We start from the raw sequence: 25839 nt of genomic DNA on the forward strand, positions 1-25839 counted from the left end.
ATGCCCTCCTCGCGCAGCTCCTCGCGCAGCCGTTCGCCTTCGCCGTCGAAAGCCACAGGTGTCCGCTCGGGGCTGCGCGCCCAGGTAAAGAGCGCGGGCAATTTCGCGCATCCTCTGACCGACGGCGGCAGCACGTCCAGCAGCGCGGCCGGGCCCAGCGCCGTGAACCAGGCCGCGGCTCCCAGCCCGACCCCGAAGCCAGACCCCTTCTCCGGCTGGGATCCCGTCACGCGGAAGAGCACAAGCAAACCGAGCTCGCCCGGCCCGACGACCACGACGGCGGCCACGCCGCACAGTCCGTCAGGGAGCCATGTCGGGAGCACGACGAACGGCAACAACAGCGCCAATGTCGGTCGAGCGCCCACCAGCGCACCAAGCTCACCCACCGCGACGCCAAGGCCGCCGGTCTCCAGCGCCGGGAATCTGCAGGATCCGGTCAGGCCTCGATCCGCTCCTACCGATGGCAGCCTCCCCAAGAGCCCCAGCCAACCTACCAACCAGCCAATTCAGGGCCAGGGCAGCTCGACCACTCAGCCTCGGACCACCGACGCCACCGTCAGGCCTCGATCCGCTCCTACCGACGGCAGCGTCCCCAAGGGCCCCACCCAGCCTACCAACCAGCCAATTCAGGGCCAGGGCAGCTCGACCACACAGCCACGGACCACCGACGCCACCGTCAGGCCTCGATCCGCTCCTACCGACGGCGGCCTCCCCAGGGGCCCCACACAGCCTACCAACCAGCCAATTCAGGGCCAGGGCAGCTCGACCACTCAGCCTCGGACCACCGACGCCACCGTCAGACCTCGATCCGCTCCTACCGACGGCAGCGTCCCCAAGAGCCCCACCCAGCCTACCAACCAGCCATCTCAGGGCCAGGGCAGCTCGACCACTCAGCCTCGGACCACCGACGCCACCGTCAGGCCTCGATCCGCTCCTACCGATGGCAGCCTCTCCAAGGGCCCCACCCAGCCTACCAACCAGCCATCTCAGGGCCAGGGCAGCTCGACCCCTCAGCCTCGGACCACCGACGCCACCGTCAGGCCTCAATCCGCTCCTTCAGACGGCGGCCTCCCCGAGGGCTCCACCCAGCCTACCAACCAGCCATCTCAGGGCCTCGGCAAGGGTCCCCAAGGGAACATCAAGGCGACGGAGCCAGGAGGCACGGCTCCCAAGGGGGGCGAGGTGCCCGGAGGGACGCCCGCGAACGAGACCGTCGCGAAGGACAGCACGTCAGCCCAGACCCCCCCCAAGACGGGCGAGAGCGGCGCGAAGAGCACCCCCTCCGGAAAACCCGCTTCCACCGCGGAGCCCACGCCCGCCGAGTCCTCTACCTCGAAGTCACCGCCCGCGGGGCAGGGCTCCCGGCAGCCGGGGTCTGGACGCTCGGGACCGCCGCCGGGAGGCTCGTCCACCACGGCTGACCCTGCGCAGGACGGCAAGGTGACGTGGATTGCAGACAAGGCCGTCACGAAGTCCGCATGGCGGACTCCGACGGGCAGAGTCAGCCGCAAGAAGGCGAAGCGTGCCATCCCGAGCATCGCCGACCAGCTGACCAGCGGCGGCTTCCCCACCGATCCCGCGCAGGCGAAGAAGCAGATCGGGAAGCGCTTCCCCAAGGGACCGCTGTTCAGTGATGCCGAGTGGGACGCCTTCCAGCAGGTCTCCTCGACCCCTGAGGGACAGCGCTGGCTCAAGGCCTCCGGCATGCTCCCGCTCGACCAGATCGAGCAGTACCTTTCGAACGACAACGCCGAGAAGTTCCGCGGCTTCCACCTGCTCCACAAGCCGAGCAAGGTCGTCCTCGCGAGCTACGTCTCGCGCCAGATGAAGGGCAGCGATGACGGCAAGCGCTTCGAGGGCACACCGCCGGCGGCGGTGGCCCTGTCCATGGAGGCGCGGCACACGACCGACCCGGTGAGGAGGGACGAGCTCAAGAAGCAGATCGACCAGGGCATCGCCAGCGAATGGGCCAAGACGCTCGAGCATACCGAGCCCAACGACGCCGCGATCGAGGCCATGGACAAGGGCGCCGTGCTGGCTCCGAGGACGCTCAAGGACAGCTTGACGTTCGCAGAGCCCAAGTCGCTCTCGACGGACGAGGCCCTCGAGCGGTACCGGCAGTCGATCGAGGTGCTCAAGAACACCTTCCACCTGCTCCAGGCCGGCGCCGCGATCTACGACGCCGGCTCGAAGAGCCATGTCCCGCTCCAGGGCGTGCCGGTCGCCAAGCTCCTGTCGCACGGCGGCCGCGTCAACATCCAGATCCCCAAGGGCAGCCCGCCCTACGCGCTGACAGAGTTCCTCGGCATCACCGACGGGAACGGTCAACCCAAGGCCGGCGTGTTCAAGCGCGACTTCGGGACGCACCACATCTCGCTCGGCAAGGACAAGTTCAAGGAGCAGGGCGGGCAGTACGCCGCGCTCAGGTCCAAGCTGGACGACACAGAGCTCTACGGCATCAACCTCGCTATCGGCGGGCTCGGTCTCAAGGACTTCAACGGCGACGTGATCCTGAACGACGGCGCCCACGGGCACGTGTTCATCGGCTACCGCCCGCCCAAGCCGGGGAGGCGGGGCGCGCTCCAGATCGGCATCGAGACCACCGGCCCAGGCGCGCCCAGCACCGTCGGCTACATCCACAACTGGCGCTCCACCGAGAAGACCGCCAACCCCATCTCCAGCGTCGGCGGCCTCAAGCAAGACAAGATCGGCGACGAGAAGGGCAAGAACGCCCGCACCGTCGACCTGGGCAAGCTCGGGGACGATTGGAAAGGGCCCCTCGAGGAACGAGCGGACCAGTTCGCGCGAGACGTGGAGGAGAACCCGACAGTGGCGATCAAGAACCTCGTCGGCCCGCGCGATATTTCGCAGCTGGACACCGACGATACCGCGCCGCACGCCTCCGTCGAGTCGTCCGACGAGTCGCCCGACGAGTCGTCTGACGAATCGTCCGACGAATCGTCCGATGGCTCGGATCGCCCCGAGCGAGGTTCGCTGGGCGGCGATCGCCGTGCTCCGCCGGGCGACGAGGACGAGAGCAGTGACGACGGCGACGAGGACCACCGCGATGCGGACTCGGACCATGACGACTCCGAGGACGAGGACGACGACGAGGACGACGACGAGGACGACGACGACGACGACGACGACGACGACGACGACGACGACGACGACGACGACGACGACGACGACGACGAGGACGAGGACGACGAGGACGACGACGACGACGACGACGACGACGACGACGACGACGAGGACGACGAGGACGAGGACGGGGAGACTTCGCGAGACAACGCGCCTCGAGTTCCACCCCAGGATGACCCGGCGGACATGCTGGCAGGGAACAACCCCGCTCTGGACAGCGGGGATGACGCAGCCGACCCGCAAGCGCAGCTAGACGAGATCGAGGAAGAGCAGGAGCCGCCGTCGGCGCGAGCGCCGGATCCGGAGACATCCACACCCGTCGAGCAGGTGACCTCGCAGCCGCCCGCGCGGCGCCCCCGGAACCCGGCCACCGCCATGACCACGGGGATGCAGCCGCCCGCGGCCAGCGCGGGGGACGCCGCCGCAACCTCCGCGACACCGGACCAGGGGACGGATCAGCCGTCGCGAGCGCGCACCAAACCCGAGGGGCTCGCCAAGGTGTTCGGCACCGGGGGACACGGGCTCGGCGGACTGTTCGCCAACACGGGCGCCGTGGAGCGCGAGCAGGCGCTGGCCGAGCAGTACGAGCTGCAGGTCGGACCGGACGACGACACCGGCGGCAAGCACTTCTCGCACAAGATGCTCGACCACATCGAGACGGCCCTCGGTGAGCTGCCGCCCGAGCACATCACGGGCAGTCCGACGCTGCGGAAGGTCATCCGCGCCCTCTCCTCGGAGCAATCGGCGAGCGAGTACGACGAGGAAACCGACACCATCAACATCGTCAATCCCAACGTCTTCAAGGGTTTCGAGTTACCCACCTTCATCTACAGCCGGCTCAACCGGCGCTCGCAGTGGCAGCGAGAGCGGATGGATCGCGGCGCCCTGGCGGACTACCCCGGCGTCAGCCAGGAGCAGGACCAGGCGCTCGGCATCACCGGGCGCCGCCAGGTCATGGGCGGCGTGTCCGACGCGCTCGCCAACGGCAACCTGCTCAAGTGGACGATACGCCACGAGGTCGCCCACTCCATCGACAAGCTGGTCGACTGGAGGAGCCTCGCAGGGGAAGACCGGTTCGGCGGCTGGCAGGAGCACTCCGACTCGCGGGGATTCCAGACCGTCGCTCGCGCCATCTTTGCCAAGGTGGGCATCACCGACGACCAGGCGCAGCGGAAGACCGACGACGAGGGGCGGAGCGATCCCGACGGTTTCTCCGTGATCGAGCGCTTCGCCTCCCTCCTCGAGCCGGAATACCGGCGCAAGGACATGGCTCCCCTGGAGAGCTTTCCCGCGAAATTCGTCTCCACGGACCCAGACCTGAAGGACAGGCTCGATCAGGCCGTCCGCACCGTCAAGATCGCCATGGCCCAGCCCTGGACGCTGGCCGACGGCGGGGCCCACGAGCTGGCGCACGACGGCCGCATCTACCACGTCGACCACTACGACAACTGGGTCAGCTACCGCGAAAGCGCCCGCACCAACGCCGTCTCCAACTACCAGTTCTCCACGCCCAAAGAGTGGTTCGCCGAGACGTACGCGTCCTATCACGACCCCAACCCCGCGCCGAGGGCGCAGCTGACCCAGGAGGTGCGCGACTTCTTCAAGAACGACCTCCCGGGCAGGGTCACCCAGGGGCGGGACTCATGGGAGCGCGCCCGCCAGAACATCGCGCGCAGCGCCGGCAACCAGCCGCCGCAGCCGCCCGGAGCCGGCTCGAGCACAGCGGGCCCGAGCGCGGTCACCGTGGGTCTCGCCGCGACCATCGCGATCGCAGCTCCATCCAGCGGCTCGCGCGCGGCGGGCGCGCCTCAGGACGCCGCGCGCGCACCCAAGGACAGCCCCCCGCGCGACGTCACGCGCGCACCCAGCGACAGCGCGGTCCGGGAGAGCGACGGCGCCCGCGAGGGCCTGGGCAACACCCAGGCCGCATTGCAGACGCTCATCGACGCCAGCAAGACCTGGTCTCATCCGGCCACCGCCGCGGACAAGCAGGACGCCAAGAAGCTCCTTGGCGACCTCATGCATTCTCAGGGCGTGGATGGATCGCTCGTCGACAGGCTCGCGGAGCTGATCGACGACCCCGACTCCCTCTCCCAGAACGAGTTCGCCATCTGCGCGCTGCAAAGCGTGCTCCATACGCAGCTCGTGTCCGACCTGGCCGGGTTCGCGCGCGTGGTCGCGGCCGAGTTCACCGGCAAGCTCTTCGATCGCGATGGCAAGCAGATCGCCGACTTCTCGCTCAAAACGCAGAGTGAACGCCGCGCGACGACGAGCGCCCAGGCGACCGACGATCCCATCCAAAGCGTCATCCGCGGCGAGCTCCCGCTGAAGGACGCCCCCATCGGCAACAAGCTGCTCCAGAACGGCGTCAAGAAGGCGGGAGCCAAGCGCGCCGGCGTCGCCGACGTCAAAGGCAAGGGGCGCGCCTTGTCCGACAAGCACGTCCTCGATTACCTCCTGGCCCGGGGCCTCGGCAAGATGCTGAGCAAGCTCGCCCCCGACCAGTACCAGGCCGACGCCCAATACACCGCCCGCGCCATCCCCGGTTATCTCGACAAGTCGCCCACGAGGGACAAGAACGCGACGGGGCCGTCCAAGAAGCGCGGCGATCTGCAGATCTCGGCCGATTCGCTGGTGACGATCTTCACCGAGATCCTCGGCGGCGACGCCCAGATCATGGTCGCCGGCGACAACTACGACGTGGGCCGCATCAACGACGCGCTCGCGAAGCCCGAACAGGCGCCGTTCGCCCTGGCCAACTTCCTCGACGGCCACGGGCTCGTCGAGCGCGCGAAGCAGTCCGCGAAGGATCCCACCACGGCCACGCCGTTCGACAAGGCGGTCACGAGCAAAACGTCGAGCGCGCACCAGGTCGTCATCAACGGCAAGATCACCGAGGACGGCGACCATTACGTCGTCCCGCTGCACACCTGGCAGCAGAGCTTCTCCATCAAGGTGAAGAAGGACCTGCTGCCGTCGCTCTTCCCCGTCTTCACCTACGGAACCTATCTCCCATCGCAAGCGCCGGCCGCGAACGACCCCGCCCGGAGCCGGACACCGAAAACCAATGCGTGGACCCAGCTCACCACGGGGGGCGGCGACCCGCTCGGCACCGGAGGACACGGGCTCGGCGGGCTGTTCGCCAACAAGGGCGCCGTGGAGCGCGAGCAGGCGCTGGCCGAGCAGTACGAGCTGCAGGTCGGACCGGACGACGACGCCGACGGCAAGCACTTCTCGCACAAGATGCTCGACCACATCGAGACGGCCCTCGGTGAGCTGCCGCCCGAGCACGTCACGGGCAGCCCGACGCTGCGGAAGGTCATCCGCGTCCTCTCCTCGGAGCAATCGGCGAGCGAGTACGACGAGGAAACCGACACCATCAACATCGTCAATCCCCCGAAGGTCCCCACCTTCATCTACAGCCGGCTCAACCGGCGCTGGAACTGGCAGCGAAAGCGGATGGATCGCGGCGCCCTGGCGGACTACCCCGGCGTCAGCCAGGAGCAGGACCAGGCGCTCGGCATCACCGGGCGCCGCCAGGTCATGGGCGGCGTGTCCGACGTGCTCGCCAACGGCAACCTGCTCAAGTGGACGATACGCCACGAGGTCGCCCACTCCGTCGACAAGCTGGTCGACTGGAGCAGCCTCGCAGGGGAAGACCGGTTCGGCGGCTGGCAGGAGCACTCCGACTCGCGGGGATTCCAGACCGTCGCTCGCGCCATCTTTGCCAAGGTGGGCATCACCGACGACCAGGCGCAGCGGAAGACCGACGACGAGGGGCGGAGCGATCCCGACGGTTTCTCCGTGATCGAGCGCTTCGCCTCCCTCCTCGAGCCGGAATACCGGCGCAAGGACATGGCTCCCCTGGAGAGCTTTCCCGCGAAATTCGTCTCCACGGACCCAGACCTGAAGGACAGGCTCGATCAGGCCGTCCGCACCGTCAAGATCGCCATGGCCCAGCCCTGGACGCTGGCCGACGGCGGGGCCCACGAGCTGGCGCACGGCGGCCGCATCTACCACGTCGACCCGTACGACAACTGGGTCAGCTACCGCGAAAGCGCCCGCACCAACGCCGTCTCCAACTACCAGTTCTCCACGCCCAAAGAGTGGTTCGCCGAGACGTACGCGTCCTATCACGACCCCAACCCCGCGCCGAGGGCGCAGCTGACCCAGGAGGTGCGCGACTTCTTCAAGAACGAGCTCCCGGGCAGGGTCACCCAGGGGCGGGACTCATGGGAGCGCGCCCGCCAGAACATCGCGCGCAGCGCCGGCAACCAGCCGTCCGCAGTGGGCCCGAGCGCGATCACGACCGGCTTCAACCCTGCCGCGAACGCCGACCCGAACAGCCTCGGTGACGGCCAGACCAGCGACCCGGCGGACATGCTGGGCGGGTACAACCCCGCTTCGGGCAGCGAGGATAGGGCAGCCGACCCGCAATCGCCATTCGACGAGATCCAGGAAGAAGCGGAGCCGCCGTCGGAGAGAGCGCCGGATCCGGCGACTTCCACCCCCGTCGAGGAGGTGACCTGGATCGTCGACAAGGCCGTCAAGAACACCCTCTGGCGCACCGACACCGGCCCTCTCAGCCGCGATAGGGCCAAGCACGGTCTCTCCGCGATCCAGGGCCCGCTGAGCGCCAGCGGCTTCCCTCCCGACCCGACGACGGCCAAGGAGCAGCTCGGCGGGCGCTTCCCCAGGGGACCGCTGCTCAGCGACGCCGAGTGGAGCGCTTTCGAGCAGCTCTCCTCGACCCCCCAGGGGCAGAGCTGGCTCAACGCCTCGGGCATGCTCACCCACGGCCAGATCGAGCAGTACCTGTCGGACGACCCAACCAAGAACCCCGAGCGCTTCCGCGGCTTCCACAAGCTCCACAAGGCGAGCAAGGTGGTGCTCGCCAGCTACGTCTCGCGCCGGATGAACGGCGGCGAGGCCGGCAAGCGCTTCGAGGGTACCCCGCCTGCGGCGTTGGCCCTGTCCATGGAGGCCAGGCATACGACCGACCCGGCCAGGCGAGACGAGCTCAAGAGGCTCATCGACCAGGGCATCATCGAGGAATGGTTCAAGACCCTCGAGTACATCGAGCCCAACGACGATGCGACCACGGCCATCAACAAGGGCGCCGTGCTCGCTCCGAAGACGCTCCTCAATACCCTGACCTTCACCAAGGGCAAGCAGCTCTCCAAGGATGAGGTCGTCGAGCGGCACGGGCAGTCGCTCGAGGTGCTCAAGAACGTCTTCCACCTGCTCCAGGAAGGCGCAGAGATCTACGACGGCGCCGCCAAGAGCCATGTCCCCCTGCAGGACGTGCCCGTCGCCAAGCTCCTGTCGCACGGCGGCCGCGTCAACATCCAGATCCCTGCGGGCAACGCTCCCTACGCGCTCACGGAGCACCTCGGCATCACCGACAACAAGGGCAATCCCATGCCCGGCGTGTTCAAGCGCCTCATCGGCACGCATCACGTCTCGTTCGCAGATGGCAAGTTCAAGGAGCAGGGCGGCCAGCTCGCCGCCCTCAAGACCAAGTTCGACGACACCGAGCTGTACGGCATCAACCTCGCCGTCGGCGGCCTCGGCCTCAAGGACTTCAACGGCGACGTCATCCTGCCCGACGGCGCCCACGGTCACATGTTCATCGGCTACCGCCCGCCCAAGCCGGGCAGGCCCGGCGCGCTCCAGATCGGCATGGAGACAACCGGCCCTGGGGCGCCCAGCACCGTCGCCTACCCCCACAACTGGCGCTCCACCGAGAAGACCGCCAACCCCATCTCCAGCGTCGGTGGCCTCAAGCAGGACAAGATCGGCGACGAGAGCACCAAGAACGCACGCACCGTCGACCTCGGCAAGCTCGGCGGCAACTGGGCCAAGACCCTCAAGGACCGCGCCGACAGCTTCGAGCAAGAGCTGGCGGAAAGAGGCAAAGACGCGCTCCACGAGCTCCTCGGTCCCCGCACCCAGCCGCCTCGAGAGCTCCAGGACGCCCAGCAGCGGTCGGGAGGACTCGAGCAGGAACCGCGGGACGACGAGCGACAGGATCCGCCCGGTGATGCCCCGGCGAACACGCTGGCAGGGTACAACCCCGCTCTGGACAGCGGGGATGACGCAGCCGACCCGCAATCGCAGCTCGACGAGATCGAGCAAGAGCAGGAGCCGCCGTCGGAGCGGGCGCCGGATCCGGAGACATCCACACCCGTCGAGCAGGTGACCTGGATCGTCGACAAGGCCGTCAAGAACACCCTCTGGCGGACCGACACCGGCTTCGTGAGCCGCGAGGCGGCCAAGCGCGGTGTCCCCGCGATCACCGGGCCGCTGACCAGCGGCGGCTTCCCGCGCGATCCTGCGCAGGCCAAGGAGCAGCTCGGAGGCCGCTTCCCCAAAGGGCCGCTGCTCAGCGACGCCGAGTGGAGCGCCTTCCAGCAGCTCTCCTCCACCCCCCAGGGACAGGCGTGGCTCAACGCCTCCGGCATGCTCACGCACGCCGACGTCGAGAAGTACCTGTCGAGCGACGCAAACGATAACCCCGAGCGCTTCCGCGGCTTCCACCAGCTCCACAAGGCCAGCAAGGTCGTCCTCGCAAGCTACGTCTCGCGCCGGATGAACAGCGGCGACGGCGGCAAGCGCTTCGAGGGCACCCCGCCCGCAGCGCTGGCCCTGTCCATGGAGGCGCGGCACACGACCGACCCGACGAGGAAAGCACAGCTCCAGCAGCTCATCGACCAGGGCATCGTCGACGAGTGGTCCAGGACCCTCGAGCACACAGACCCCAACGACGACGCGGACACCGCCATCACCCAGGGCGCCGTCCCGGAACCGAGCAAGAAGCTCTTCCGGCCGCAAGGGACGCTCTCCAAGGAAGAGGTCGTCGGCAGGCACCGCCAGTCCCTCGAGGTCCTCAAGAACGTCTTCCACCTCCTCCAGGAAGGCGCCGAGATCTACGACGACAGCGCAAAGAGCCATGTCCCGCTCCAGGACGTGCCCGTCGCAAAGCTCCTCTCCCACGGCGGCCGCGTCAACGTCCAGATCCCCGCCGGCAGCCCTCCTTACGCGCTCACCGAGCTGCTCGGCATCACCGACAGCAACGGAAACCCCGCCAGAGGCGTCTTCAAGCGCGCCTTCGGCACCCACCACATCGCCCTCGCCGGCGGCAAGTTCAAGGAGCAGGGCGGACACGCCGCCGCCATCCTGTCCAAGCTCGACGACACCGAGCTCTACGGCATCAACCTCGCCGTCGGCGGCCTCGGACTCAAGGACTTCAACGGCGACGTCATCCTGCCCGACGGCGCCCACGGCCACATGTTCATCGGCTATCGGCCGCCCAGGCCCGGCAGGCAAGGCGCCCTTCAGATCGGCATCGAGACCACGGGGCCCAACGCCCCAAGCACCGTCGGCTACGTCCACAACTGGCGCTCCACCGAGAAGACCGCAAACCCCATCTCCAGCGTCGGCGGCCTCAAGCAGGACAAGATCGGCGACGAGAGCACCAAGAACGCACGCACCGTCGACCTCGCCAAGCTCGGAAGCGACTGGGCCACGACGCTCAAGAGCCGCGCAGACAGCTTCGAGCAAGACCTGGCGCAGAAGGGCAAAGACGCCCTCGACGAGCTCGTCGGGCCCCGCAGCCAGCCGCCGCAGAGCGGCACGGGCAGCTCCGGCGAGCTCCTCACCGGCGCCGCCGCGCCCAGCGGCGCCCCCTCCCCCGCCCCGACCAACGCCGCAGCCACTGCCCAGGTCGAGCCGAGCGCCCAGAACCAGGGGAAGACGCTCGACGCTCTGCTCATCTCGCTCGATCAACAGAGCCAGGCATGGTCGCGCCCGCCCACCACGCAGAACAAGAAGGAAGCCCTGCAGCTCTTGACCGGGCTGCTCCAGCAACAGAACGTGAATCCCTCGGTCATCGGCAGGCTGGGGGAGCTCATCAACAATCCGGCCTCGCTCTCGCAATCTGCCTTCACCTACTGCGCGCCCAACAGCGTCCTCTACACGACGCTGAAGAACGATCTCGCCACCACCTCCCACCTGGTCGCCGCGCTCTTCACGGGCAAGCGGCTCGGCCGTTTCGCGAGCACCCCAGGGGCAAAGACCTTCGCGCAGCAGGGCTCGGGCAAAGGGACGCTCAGCGACGCCCTGGACCTCGTCCGGCGCGTGATGACCGGGGATGTCCCCCAGGCCCTCGGCCCGACGCCCACGAGGCCCCTCGTCAACGGCCTAAAAACCGCCAAGGCCAAGGGCGACAGCCTGAAGAAGGTCGAGGACCGAGAGGCGCTGGATCGCCGCCTCCTCGACCACCTGCTCACCCGCGGCCTCCTCGAGATGCTCGGACAGGACGCGCTCGCGGAGCTCGAGGAGCGATCCGACGCCGCCAAGCAGCCCGGCGTCTCCGCGGCGCAGGGCGACCTGCTGGCCTCGGCGAACTCGGTCGCGAGCATCTTCAGCTCGGCGCTCGGCGCGAACGCCACCGTCATGACCCGCAAATCGCCTGGCGGCTACGATATCGCGCGCGTCAACGAGGCGCTCGAGCAGCCCGATCGCGCCGGCTTCGCCCTGGCCACCGTGATGGACGGGGAGGCGCTCTGGAACGAGGCCCGGAAGCACCCGCCCGACACCGCGACGCCCCACGATCCTGCGAAGGCCGCGGTCTTGAAGCGCTCCGGGGTGGACAGGCCGCATCAGGTCGCGATCGACGGCCCGATCACCGAGCAGGGCGACTCCTTCATCGTGCCCCTCCAGTCCTGGGGGCGGGCCTTCTCCATCCGGGTGAAAAAGGGCGAGATGTCCGGGCTCTTCCCGGTCATCACCTACGGGGCCTACCCCCCAGCGCCAGGCTCGATCCCCGGCGCATCCGCGCAGGAGCAGGCGCTCGCTCCGAGCCCATCCGAACAAGCGCAATCGCCCGCGTCGCACACGCCAAGCGACGATCCAGCCGAGATCCTCACCGGAGGCGAGCCGCCGGAGGACGCCGACATCGCCGCGGGGACCCCATCGCGAGAGCAGGTCTCATCCAGGACCGACAAGCACGGCGACACGGCAGCCGACCCGCGAGCGCAGCTCGACGAGATCGAGGAAGAGCGGGAGCCGCCGTCGGAGCGGGCGCCGGATCCGGAGACATCCACACCCGTCGAGCAGGTGACCTGGATCGTCGACAAGGCCGTCAAGAACACCCTCTGGCGGACCGACACCGGCTTCGTGAGCCGCGAGGCGGCCAAGCGCGGCGTCCCCGCGATCACGGGGCCGCTGACCAGCGGCGGCTTCCCGCGCGATCCTGCGCAGGCCAAGGAGCAGCTCGGAGGCCGCTTCCCCAAAGGGTCGCTGCTCAGCGACGCCGAGTGGAGCGCCTTCCAGCAGCTCTCCTCCACCCCCCAGGGACAGGCGTGGCTCAACGCCTCCGGCATGCTCACGCACGCCGACGTCGAGAAGTACCTGTCGAGCGACGCAAACGATAACCCCGAGCGCTTCCGCGGCTTCCACCAGCTCCACAAGGCCAGCAAGGTCGTCCTCGCGAGCTACGTCTCGCGCCGGATGAACAGCGGCGACGGCGGCGAGCGCTTCGAGGGCACCCCGCCCGCAGCGCTGGCCCTGTCCATGGAGGCGCGGCACACGACAGACCCGACGAGGAAAGCACAGCTCCAGCAGCTCATCGACCAGGGCATCGTCGACGAGTGGTCCAGGACCCTCGAGCACACAGACCCCAACGACGACGCGGACACCGCCATCACCCAGGGCGCCGTCCCGGAACCGAGCAAGAAGCTCTTCCGGCCGCAAGGGACGCTCTCCAAGGAAGAGGTCGTCGGCAGGCATCGCCAGTCCCTCGAGGTCCTCAAGAACGTCTTCCACCTCCTCCAGGAAGGCGCCGAGATCTACGACGACAGCGCAAAGAGCCATGTCCCGCTCCAGGACGTGCCCGTCGCAAAGCTCCTCTCCCACGGCGGCCGCGTCAACGTCCAGATCCCCGCCGGCAGCCCTCCTTACGCACTCACCGAGCTGCTCGGCATCACCGACAGCAACGGAAACCCCGCCAGGGGCGTCTTCAAGCGCGCCTTCGGCACCCACCACATCGCCCTCGCCGACGGCAAGTTCAAGGAGCAGGGCGGGCACGCCGCCGCCATCCTGGCCAAGCTCGATGACACCGAGCTCTACGGCATCAACCTCGCCGTCGGCGGCCTCGGACTCAAGGACTTCAACGGCGACGTCATCCTGCCCGACGGCGCCCATGGCCACATGTTCATCGGCTATCGGCCGCCCAGGCCCGGCAGGCAAGGCGCCCTTCAGATCGGCATCGAGACCACGGGGCCCAACGCCCCAAGCACCGTCGGCTACGTCCACAACTGGCGCTCCACCGAGAAGACCGCAAACCCCATCTCCAGCGTCGGCGGCCTCAAGCAGGACAAGATCGGCGACGAGAGCACCAAGAACGCACGCACCGTCGACCTCGCCAAGCTCGGAAGCGACTGGGCCACGACGCTCAAGAGCCGCGCAGACAGCTTCGAGCAAGACCTGGCGCAGAAGGGCAAAGACGCCCTCGACGAGCTCGTCGGGCCCCGCAGCCAGCCGCCGCAAGAGCTCCAGGCACCCGAGCAGAGCGGGTTCTTCGCCACCTCGACAGAGACCAGCGCCGCCGGCACCGACGACGGGAGCCCCGCGGACCTCGAGGCCGAGGCGATGGAGGTGCTGAAGCAGCAGACGACGCTCAGGATCTTCATCCCGCGGGCGCCCGGCAACGGCCATCAGTCCGCCTCGGTGCAGCTCATGAAGCGGCTCGTCCATCTCGGCTTCACCGGCGAGTTCGACGTCGTCTACGACGACTCCAACGAGAGCGACGACGACCCCACGCAAGAGCACGTCAAGGAGGGCAGCAAGAAATACGGCCTGAACCGGGCGAAGCTCACGAGCCTCTTGCCGGGCTTCAAGGAGAACGGCGACCCCCTCCAGAACTTCGAGACCGGGGGGCTCCGGGTCAACGTCATGGGCCTCAAGACGTTCCAGGGCATGAGCGACCGGAAGCCAGCGAAGTACGGGCTCACCGGCGCATTGGACAACCACGAGAAGCCGGAGGGCATCCTGGCCCTGCTCGACGTCGGCTCGTTCGTCCAGCTCCAGCCCATGGATTGGAATCGCGAGAGCGGCTTGCGGGGCGTCACCTACCGGGACAGCGCAAACGAAGAGCGGTTCCACGAGGTCGAGGCGCTCGCCGGGCTCGGCTACATCTACGACACGACGGAGCCGGGTGATCCGAGAGCCATGATCGAGGAGGAGCTCGATAAGAGCAACGCCACGGCCAAGACCCCCGGCGTGCTCGCCTTCCTCGACCAGACCTCGAAGAGCGAGGACGGGAAGCCCAAGACCCACACCATGGTCGCCTACGGGCTCGGCACCGGCGAGGCTCCGGACTCGAAAGCTCCGATCTTCGAGCTGTTCAACCTCATCACCGGTGTGCTGTACGCCCAGGATGACGAGAGCGCGGGGACCGACCTCAAGGACAAGGGCGTCATCCTCGGCGCCGCGGGCTGGGTCAACGAGAAAGGCGAGCTGAATCAGGACGAGTTCGACGCGCTCAACAAGATGCTCAACGGAGAGTGGGAGGGCGGGCTCCAGCTCCTCGTCGACACGGAGGGCAACGCGACGAGAGAGAACTGGCGAGCGCTCGCCGAGCGCCTCGAGCAGAGGCTCTTCAAGGACGGCAAGCCGCGCGTCACCTTGCTCAACATCGAGGACGCGGAGGCGCCGGCGCGCATCGCCGACGTCAAGGCCGGCGAGGTCCTCGTCGTCGAGTTCTCCCCCAAGCGCCTCCCCATGCCCGTCTTCGAGCTCATCCGCGCGAGGACGTCCCTGCCCAACGGCTTCGAGAGCGTCAACGGCATGGACAAGGAGCGGCAGAACAAGCCGTACTTCCATGTCGGAAAGGAGCTGAGCAACAAGTTCCCGGGCAAGGAGCTGCTCCCCGAAACGCCCAAAGCAGACGTCATGGCGAATCGCGCCAAGCTCATCGGCAGGCAGCTCCAGGGGCGCGACGGTCTCGCGAACTGGGCACTGAACTACAACGACACCAGGTTACCCGCGATCTTCACGGAGATCGCGAGCAGGCGACCGGCCATCAAGCTGAAGGCCCCCCGGACGAACGCCGTGGTCACGGTCACGCAGGTCGCCGGCAAAGACGTGTTCGTCAAGGACGAAACCACAAAGAGCACCAAGATCTACACTCCTAACGAGCTTGGGAAACTCTACGAGAAGAACAAGGCGCTCATCACCGAGAAGCTCCGGGAGAAGGACCCCGATCGGCTCATCGGCCGCTACCTCAACGACACACAGAAGCCCGATTCGGATCTGAGCAAGTACTTCGACGCGCTCAAGGAGCGGTCCGCGACCAAGGATCAGGCGAAGATCGCCTTCACCGAGCTCATCAGGGTCGAAAAGACCCCTCCCCCGCCGCCCGCCGACGCCCCTGCCTTGCCGACCGCGCCGGAGGCCGATCCCTCCGGCGGAGCTCAATCGTTCGCGCCCAGCAAGGGTGGTCCCCTCGTCCAGCCCGGGGGCGCCGCCGCCGCTCAGACCGCGCCGGGCGATTCCTTGGCGCCGCCCCCGTCGCTCGCCGAGCTGACCGACATGGGGATGAAGCGCGGGCTGCGAGGGAGCGCCCTCGACGAGTATACGAGCCGCGCGCTCGAGACCGGCGACACGGATCCGACGAGCTACCTGAAGTCGCTGGTGGACGACATCAACGGCATGCCCCGCGAGTTCAAGGAGCGGGCCAAGACGCTGCTCGAGCACCCCGCGCGGATCGAGCAGCGGGACTTCGCCTTCTGCGGGCTCACGGCCATCGCCGAGGCGGTCCTGCACAACAACCCCATGAAGGCCATCGACGTCTTCAGGTCGCTGTTCGACACAACGCCCTACCCGCTGGCGTCCGGCGGTTCGATCCCGGTCACCCCCAGCCAGGAGGAGATCGCCCGGGGCAAGGACCCGGAGCGCAACGTCCTGCTCGGCGGCAGGGTCAGGCAGATCGAGCGCATGTCCAGCCACACGGGCAAGGACTACGGCGACAGGCGCCTCGACATCATGCTCGCCCGGGCGCTGCCCAAGCTCTGGAAGACGCGCGCCAGGGACCAGTACGACGCGTGGATCAAGCAGGTCGAGGGGGGCCTCGACAAGCGCTTCGCCCAGAAGCAGGACCAGCTCGCGGGCGACGGCGTGCGCCTGAAGCGCGGCGACTTCCCCATGAGCGAGGAGGCCTATACCGGCATCCTCGGCGACGTCCTCGAGGCGAACGACGTCAACGTCATGTCGTCGAAGGACGGCGAGTACGACATCGACGCGATCAACAGGCTGTTCGACGACGGCGGCAGCGGGCCGTTCGTCCACGGGATCGTCCTCGCCGCGCCGGTGGGCGCCGAGGCCAAGAAGTACGCGCCTGGCTCTGACAACCTCGGATCGGACCAGGACCTCAGCCCCTGGAGCGATCCGGCCAGCTCGTTCGGGAACCAGGGGCTGCACCAGGTCAGGATCGTCGGCCCCATCGAGACGACCACGACCCCCGACGGCGCGGACGCCTACGTCGTTCCGATCTCGAGCTACGGCAAGACCTTCCCGTTCGTGGTGCGCAAAGACAGGATGGGGGAGTACTTCCCCAACATCCTCACCGGCAGCTGGCACCCGCCGGCGCCGACGCTCGCGGCGGAGCAGCCCACGGCGGCAGCGCCCACGAGCGCCGCGCCCGCCGCCGACAAGAGCGGCTTCCTGGCCACCATGCTGGAGCCCAGCGCCGCCGACGCCGGCACAGATTCCTCGAACCCCCAGGACACGCCGCCCGACGCGGAGACAACCGGGGAGGAGGACCCGCTCGACGCCGCGCAGCGAGCCTGGGCCAGCGCACAGCTCAGGCGGACCCTGCAGACCGTTGCGCGCGTCAGCGTGCAGCTCAGCAGCGACAGAACGACGCCTTACACGGCGACACGGCGAGGCGAGCTGGAGAGCGTCGACAATCACCCGCTGGCGACGCTTTATGGCATGCGCGTGATCTCGAGCTGGACTCCGCGGCGCTGGCAGCCCGGTATCGCCGTCGAGCATAACCTCAGCACCTCGTATCTGCGGGACGCCTATGACGACCCCAAGAAGGCAGGGGCGCTCGGCGTCTTCAATCTTGCCACGAAGCAGATCCTCGATGCCAATGGCCAGCCGCAGGACGCGGGCAAGACCCGTTTCCTTGTCAACGCCACGAACACCGTCGAACGCCTCCAGCCTCTCCGCGATCGAGGATACCTGACGTCGGCCAAGATCATCCCCGGCGTGCCGGGGATTCATGTCCTCGAGGTCGATCTCGCGAACGTGCACAGCGATGACGGCGAACCGCCGGTGGAGAAGGTGCGAAACTACCTGAAGCACGTCGGAGCAACGCCGTCGACCTACCAGGTCTACAGGTACGTGACGCCTGAGGCCGGCGAGCCCGCCCGCGACAGCAGCATCGACAACCTCGACAGGCTCCAGAGGATCCTGCGAAGCGCAGATTTCGGGCGACTGAAGGTGATCGCCGACTCCGATTCGTCGATGCGGTTCATCCACAAGACCGCGGTGTCGCTGCTCGAGGGACTTCGCGACGTCGTCGAGAAGCCGTCCGACGACGCGTTCCGTCACGGGAAGCTGGTGCAGGAGGCGTTGAAGAACATCGAGGGCCTCCTCCCGATCTTCTACGTGTTCAGGGACAGCAGCGCGCGTGTCACGCCCTACTACGACCTGCTGGTCGACGAGCTCTTCCTCGCGCTCGCCGCGGCACATCCATACACGCCGGACGATCTCCTCGCGGGCGAGGAATTGGTCCAAGACCAGCGCAATCCGATGGTGAAGGCGCTGGCCGACCAGGAGGGCGTGGCTCGCCTTATCCACCCTGCCTGGAGCGGGATGGATGCGCTGGTGACCGCGCTCGATGCCGCGCGGCGGAGCAGCGGCGAGATGGTCCATTTGATGCACCACGCCGAGCGGGACCAGGCGAATTACTTCGAGATCCCCGAGGTCCTCGCCGCGAGAGCCCACCTCGCCGAGCCCGGCACGGAGGGAGACGCCGGCATCGTGTACGCTACCCTGGACCCGAGCTCACCCCTCACCGAGCCCACCTCGCCGGCTGACGTCATCCACGCCGTGCGCGAGCGGGTCGATCGCTTCACGGCGCAGAAGCCGGACGGCGTGAGCGTGGTCTCGCTGGTCCTCGATACGACGATCCAGACGGAGCCGCAGGCCCCCGGCGAGCTCACCCACGTCGATCAGGTGGTCGAGGGGCTCGCCGACCTGGTGGAGGCGGGAAAGCTCCAGATCTTCCTGGCGAGGAGCTACCAGAAGTACCAGGGCCTCGGCAGCGCGAAGGTGATGGGAGGCGCGGTCACCCTCCTCCGCTCGAAGGACGGCGCTCAGGAGAGCAGCGACTTCCTCGAGAGCATCGATACGAACGGCAACACGTCGCGCGACGAGTGGCAGTTCTTCACCCACGTCCTGAAGCACGCCAGCGCCCACGAGCTCGGGATGATCGGCGTCGCGACCGAGAACGCCGCGTTCGTCGCGGAGCATCTCTTCCCGAGGGGCGGCGGCGCCCAGTACATCGAGGGGCTGCCGTTCCTGATGAAGGACGCCTCGATCGAGCCGCACTTGAAGAACCTGGACGTCCTGCAGCTCGACAGTTTCGGGCTCGTGACCAGCACGTTCCTCGGCATCTCCGGCGTCGGCACGCGCGTGACGATCGGCCAGGAGCCCAAGGAGCGCCTCGTCGAGAAGTTCTTCGCCGCGGGGCACCTGATACCGGAGAATCTCAAAACGCCCAGATTCCCCACCCTCAACGACGTGCTCTCCCACATGCACGCCATCCTGACCGAGGTGGGGGCCCGTTACGAAGGACAACACGAGGCCCCCGAGCAACTCCCGTTCGACCCTTACGGTGCAAGCGACTCGAAGCCCAAGGCGTCGGATATCCCGTCGGATATCCTCTTGCGGTACCGTTCCATCGTCGACGGGCGCGCTCAGCAGGACGCGCGAGGCGACGCGCACCTCGATCACGTGCTCGCTTCGTATCTCTGGTTGAGCTTCCTGGCCCTCCGATCCGAAAAGGACGGGTACATGACGAGCACGCTCGTCACGTTCAGGGCGGGGAGAAACCCCAATGGCGTCCGAAAGGCGTTCCTCCAGATGAGCCGCGAGCTGTTCGGCACGGGGTTGCTCCATCGCGTGACGCCGGAGATGCGCAGGCAGCTCAGCGCGGCCTGGATCGAGGCCCTCGCCGATCTCCGGCGCGGGGCGACGGGCTCGTCCGCCTCATCGAGCGCCAGCGCGACGGGCGCGCGAGAAGACCTCCCGGGTCAGGACCAGCTCAAGAGGGATATCAGGAAATTCAGCGCCTTCGCGCCGAAGGGCGACCGCAATCAGCTGACCGAGGAGTTCGTCGAAGAGGTCTCCAGGCTGCTGCTGGAGAGCGAAGCGCCGGCGTCGCAGCGGAATCCGAGCGTACAGCTGCCTGGATCTGGCCTGCAGAGGTTGTCGGCCCTGCCCTGGGCATCGACGCAGACCTCTGGGACCTTGTCCGGATCCATCCCGCCACCGCCGCCTGGGAGTTTCGCCGCAACCATCCCGCTTCCGCCACCGCCCCCGCAAGGCCAGCCGCAGAATCCGGCGGATCGCCTGGGCGCGTACAACCCGTTTGCGAACACAGGGTCCGAGACAGCCGGCCCGCCGTTGCAGCCCGGGAACGCGGCGCTCCTCGCCGCGAACGGCGCGACCGGCACCCCTGCCCCGACCACCGGCGGCACGGCCGAGGCCGAGCAAGGCACGCAGGCCCACGACAGCACGATCGAGGATCAGATCCGCGCGATCGACCAGCAGAGCCGCGCGTGGTCCGGCCCGGCGAGCGACGGCGCCAGGCGGCAGGCCGCGGACAGCCTGGCAGGCCTCCTCGAGTCGCTGAACGTCGACCGCGCGATCGTCGGCAGGCTGCGCGAGCTCATCGAGGCCCCCGCGTCGCTCTCGCAGTCCGTCTCCAGCAACTGCGGCCTCCAGAGCGCCCTCTACACGGTGCTGAAGGGAGATCTCGCCACCGCCTCGCACCTGGTCGTCGCGCTGTTCACCGGCCGGCGGCTCGGCCGGCTCGCGCAGGCGCCCGGGACCAGCGACCTCGACGCGCGGCAGGACCCTGGCAAGGCGGCGCTCAGCGAAGATCTCGACATCGTCCGGCGCGTGATGACCGGAGAGATCCCGCGCGCCCGCGGCCCGGTTCCGACCAGGCCGCTCGTCAACGGGCTCAAGAGGGCCGGGGCGAAGCGCAGCGGCCTGACGAGCGCGCAGGACCGGCAACAGCTGGATCGCCACCTGCTCGACCACCTGCTCGCCCGAGGCCTTGTCGAGCTCCTCGGACAGGACGCCGTCGCGCTGCACGAGAAGCGAACCGACGACGCCAAGCAGGCCAATGTCGTGGCGGCGGAAGGCGACATGCTGCTCTCGGCGAACTCGATCGCGACGCTCATGAGCGACGCGCTCGGGGCCGACGTCGAGGTCACGAGCAAGGACCTCTCGGAGGACGACATCGAGCGCATCAACGAGACGCTCAAGCGCACGGATCGCTCGGGGTTTGCCGTCGTGACCGTCTCGAACGGCGCTGCGCTGTGGGAGGCGGCGGAGAGATACCGCAACGGCTCCACGACACCTCGCGATCCCGCGAGCATCGCGCCGCTCGGCGAGGGCGAAGCCGAGAGCCGGCACCACCTCGCCATCGACGGCGAGATCACGGTCGACGGCGACGCCTTCATCGTGCCTGTCCAGTCCTGGGGGCAGGCGTTCCCCATCCGGGTGCTGAAGGCAGAGATGCCGAAGCTCTTCGAGGTGATCACCCACGGGACCTACCCCCCGCCGCACGCGCCGCCCAACGGCGCCTCCACCCAGCAGCGTGCTCCGGCGCGCCTCGGAACGGGCCAGCCGTCCGGCGCCACACAGGACGCCATGGACCCGAGCGACCAGCTCGCGGGAGCGCCCACGCCCACGAGCACAGGACAGGGGATCGCGCCCCAGCCATCCCAGCGGCTGTACGACGCCCTCCTGGAGCGCGTCCCGAGCGCGCAGCTGGACGAGGTCGCGGGCCTCGTCGTCGAGACCATCAACACCCAGCTCCTCCCGTCAATCCTGGAGCTGTTGCCCATCCGCCCGCACCCTGCCGCGCGGCTGGCCGAGGAGATCGTCGAGAAGTGGCTGGCGTTCAACCCCGACTTGCTCGACCTGCCCGCCAGCGAGCTGAAGAAGCGCCTCGCTGCGCACGCCGAGCTCGTGCTGGGCACGTTCGAGCGCGACCGAGGTCGCTCGACGATCGGCCGAAAACCCGGCTCCTCCGCCGCGGCGGCTGCCGCCTCCGCGGCGTCGAGCGTTCCGCAGCCCCCCGAGGGGACACCTGCCGATCAGCAGGAGCTCGAGGGCAAAGCGCAAGAGTCCTTCTCCAGCACGAGCAGCGATGCAGGCACGAGCAGCGACGCCGGCGCGCAGGGGACGACGAGCGAACCCGAGGGCTATGAGCCCCTGTTCGCCGACCTCGACGACCTCGACTTCGGCCTCAGCGCCGAGGAGCACAAGGAGAAGGAGCGCGCGGCGCGGAACCAGGAGAAGCTCGAGAAGCCGCCTCGCAACAACGATCAGGAGCGCGCCATCCCCGAGTGGATCTGGGGTGTGCCGCACTACGCAGGACTGCAGAGCGCGCTGCTCGAACACTTCGATGACGACGCGGTGCGGCGCGCGCTCGCCGAGCTCCTGACGACGACCGAGAGCCCGGAGACTCCGCCGAGCGGCGCGGGGCGTTTCGCAGAGTTCGTCGTCATCGCGCTCAAGGAACCCCTCGACGCCGAGAGCCTGAAGCAGGAAGCCGCGAAGGTGTTCGGTACCTACGAAGGCGAGATGCGCAAGCTCGCCTACGACGCCTTCGAGGCGCTCGGGGCCCTCGACTGGGCCGAGGACGTGCCAGACTTCGATATCGAGGCGCTGCGCGACCCGCCGCCGCCCCCGCCGGCGCGCGAGGTGGAGCCACCGCGCGTGGTCCTCAAGAGGGGCCAGGAGGGACGCTGGGTCACCCGCGCCGAGCTCGAGATCATCAATCGATCCATCGGCGAGCACGCGTTCGCCGGCATGCTCGCGGGCGCCATGAACAGGGGCAAGATCTCGGGCATCCGCGCGACCATCGAGCAGCTGGTCCGCCAGGCCGAGCGCGTTGCGGCCCCGGCGCTGTCGCCGCCGCTCACGTCCACCTCGCTGGTGGTCGACACCAACCTGGTCGCGGCGCTCTTGACGCCGCCCGGAGAGCTGACGCTCGCCAAGCGCACCCTCCGCGAGCAGCTGGACGTCTTGATCCGCGAGCACGGGATAACCGACCTGCGCCTCGCCAACGTCAACATCGGAGAGCTGTTCCAGCACGACGACATCGTCGGACGCACGTTCACCACCAGCGATGGGCGAGAGATCCCCTGGTACGGCGTCCCGGTCCGCGACGACCGGCGCGACGACACGACCGATTACGCGCTGGGGTTCGAGCAGCTCGTGAGCGGGTCGGTCGGCGAGAAGAAGGGCAGCGCCGACCGCAGCATGGTCGCCGACGCCTTCTTCTCCGACCGCGCGAGCGACGACGACGGCGCGCCCGAGGTGCCTCATTTCGCCACCGCCGATCACGGCATCCTGACGCCGCTCTTGAGCTTCGCCGGCATCGACGCGAAGCAGCGCGGCGAGAAGGCTTTCATCGACTTCGTCAAGGAGAACACCGAGAGCGGAACTCCTTATTTCGAGCCGGAGCTCAAGGGCCGCAAGCTCAAGGCACATACGATCCTCACGCTGGAGATGGCGACGGCCGGGCACGCCGCGGCCAATGACGCCCCGCCGCCCGCCCAGAGCGAGCCCGTCGGCGTCGCGCTCCTCGACAGCCCCGTCGGCGCCACCCACCGGGTCCATGACCTCATCTCGCTCATCCGCGCCTTCGGGTTCGACGTCTACATCGTCGGCGGCGCGGTGCGCGACGCCCTCAGCGGCAAGAGGCCCAAGGACGTCGATCTCAAGACGAACATGCCCATGTCGCGGCTCGAGGAGGTGCTGGGCAGCACCCCGGCGTTCAAATCGCTCCCCGTCACCGTCGTCCCCGAACAGCGCCTTCTCCAGGTCGGGGGCGTCAACACGATGGTGGACATCACCACCGGCGACGACACCAGCGTGCAGGGCCCGCTCGACGTCCTCGCCGACGCGCAGAAGCGCGACTTCCGCATGAACGCGCTCTACCTCGACGAGAACGGCTTCGTGGTCGATCCGCTCGACGGCGCCATCGAGGATCAGCTCGTCGGCAGGCTGCGCTTCGTGGCCGACCCCGGCCCGACCGCGCCCGTCGAGGAGCGGCAGAACGCGGTCGTCGAGCACCTGCGCCGCTCGCCGTGGCACCTCGGCCGCGCGCTCAAGTTCTATCAGCGCGGCTACGAGCTCGAGCCCGAGATCCTCGACGCCGTGCTCGACAACGCCGAGAGCATCCTCGCGTCGATGAAGGAGCGCGAGGCGCCGATCCACGCCAGGTCGCTGGTCCTGCACACCGCGCAGGCCGACTCGCCCACGGATCTTGCCGAGATCATGCAAGTGCTCGGCTTCTCACCGCAAGCGATCCGCGAGCTCGTCCCCGATGACGTGGCCGGTCGCTTCGACGACGAGAGCCTCGCGTACGAGCACGACGTCCTGCCGCGCTGGCGCGACACCCCCGACGACGACGGCGCGGGGTATCCGCTGGGCGCGCCGGAGATGAAGATCGACCTCGCCACCGGGCGGATCTATCAATATCGCTTCCACGCCATTGCGCCGCAGCAGGAGGGGCAAGCGGGGGAGCGCGTCATCATCGACGTGGACCTGAGCGACCACAACCAGCCAGGCCACCACGCGCCGCACTACCACGTGTACCGCTGGCGCAAGCGCGACGGCCAGTTCAAGTGGGACAAGAAGAAGAACGGATTCTCCGACACCGGGCAGCCGGGCCTGCCGGAGATCGCTGACGGCCGCTACCTCGGCCCCCAGCCGTGGCGGTTCGAGGAGGGGCTCGACAGCGACAGCGGCGACTTCCTCGACGTCGCCACGACGCGCATCGAGGAGGCGGGCATCGAGCTCACGAATGACGGCGGCCTCCTCGACCTGGGCGGGCAGGTCAAGGTGCACCCGGAGCGGCTGCGAGAGCTCGTCGATCGCGGGCAGTTCGGCAAGCTGCTCATGCTGGTCAAGAACCTGAACGACGGCATCCCCTGGTCCTCCAGGGATCAGGCCACCGTCGATCTGTCCGGCTCGCACCGCGGCCAGGAGCGGCTGCGCTTCACGCCGCAGCTCGACCTGGTCGTGCCCTTCCTGCGCGAGAGCGGCATCGAGGACCCGACCTCGATGGCGATCTTCGCCGAGGACGGCGAGATGCGGCACGACGCGCTGCTGCGGCTCTATGACCTGGTGAGCGGCGAAGAGCGCCCGGATCTGCGCCGCACGGCGGCCGCGTTCGCGCAGGAGGGTGCCGGGAGCGTGAGCGAGTTCGTCGAGCGCTTCGAGTTCTATGTCGCCTCGATGAAGGGCAACCTGAGCGGCGCTGACGTCGAGGCGCTCTGGCAAGCGCAGATCGAGGCGGCGCAGGACGCGGACGCCGTGGGCGACGTCACGCTCCGCGAGGGCGGCGAGCTGGCGGAGCGGCTCGCGGCGGCGGCCAGCGAGCTGCGCTTCGAGTCGGCGGGCGCCGCCGCCTACCACGCCGCCAAACACGGCGACGAGTTCCGGACGCCGGCGGAGCGGGCTGCCAGCGTGTCGCCGGAGGACGCCGTTCGACGTTACCTCGACGCCGCGCGCGAGGCCGTCCGCAAGGCCGCCCAGGCCGACGCTTTCGAGACGAGGATCGACGAGAGCGGCGCGACCAACGTCGTGCTCTGGGACGGCGCGACCAAGGCCATCGTCCGGGTCGCGCCCGACGGCACGGCGCACATCCTCAGCAGCTACGTCCGAGAGCGCCGCAACACCGCGCCTGCGGCGGCGCAGGCGCCTCTCCCGAGCGCGCCGTCCAGCTCCGCCGTGGTCAACAGTGATGTCGAGTCCGATAGCGAGGACGAGGAGGAGTCCGATAGCGACGAGGAGGACGATAGCGACGACGAGTCCGATAGCGAGGACGAGGAGGAGTCCGATAGCGACGAAGAGGACGAGGACGATAGCGACGACGAGGACGAGGACGAGGACGAGGACGAGGATGAGTCCGATAGCGACGAGGAGGACGATAGCGAGGACGACGACGACGACGACGACGACGACGACGAGTCCGATAGCGACGATGACGATCCGGCCGACAGGCTCGGCGCGTACCGCCCCGTAGGTGGCGCCTCCGACGGGACACAGGGCTCGCCAGCCCCGCAAGCGACCGGCGCGCCGGCTGCTCTCGACGGCGCCGATACCATCCCCCCGCCGATCGACGCCCTGGTGAAGACCCTCGTCGCGAAGAGCGCCGCGTGGTCCTCCCCGCGCACGCAGGCGGACAAGCAGGAGGCCATCGCGCTCGTGACCGAGCTCCTGCAACAGCTCGGCATGGACGCCCGGGTCGTCGACAGGGCGGGCGAGCAGGACAAGGACACGCCTGATTCCGAGCACTCCGCCTGCACGTGCGTCCGTTAAGCCAGCGCCCGCGTCAGCCGCCCTCCGCGGGCGCGCTCCACCGGCCTCCTC

1 protein-coding gene is annotated in these 25839 nt (G+C 68.5%); it reads left to right on the forward strand.

Features of this window, described 5'->3' with window-relative positions:
- Complete coding sequence (locus WMF45_RS39365; RefSeq protein ID WP_437711080.1) at positions 1-25788, forward strand: hypothetical protein; 25788 nt, start codon at positions 1-3, stop codon at positions 25786-25788.
- The last annotated feature ends 51 nt before the right edge of the window (positions 25789-25839 follow it).

Origin of the sequence: Sorangium sp. So ce448, assembly GCF_051520915.1 — a bacterium.
In the GTDB taxonomy this organism is placed as follows: domain Bacteria; phylum Myxococcota_A; class Polyangia; order Polyangiales; family Polyangiaceae; genus Sorangium; species Sorangium cellulosum_B.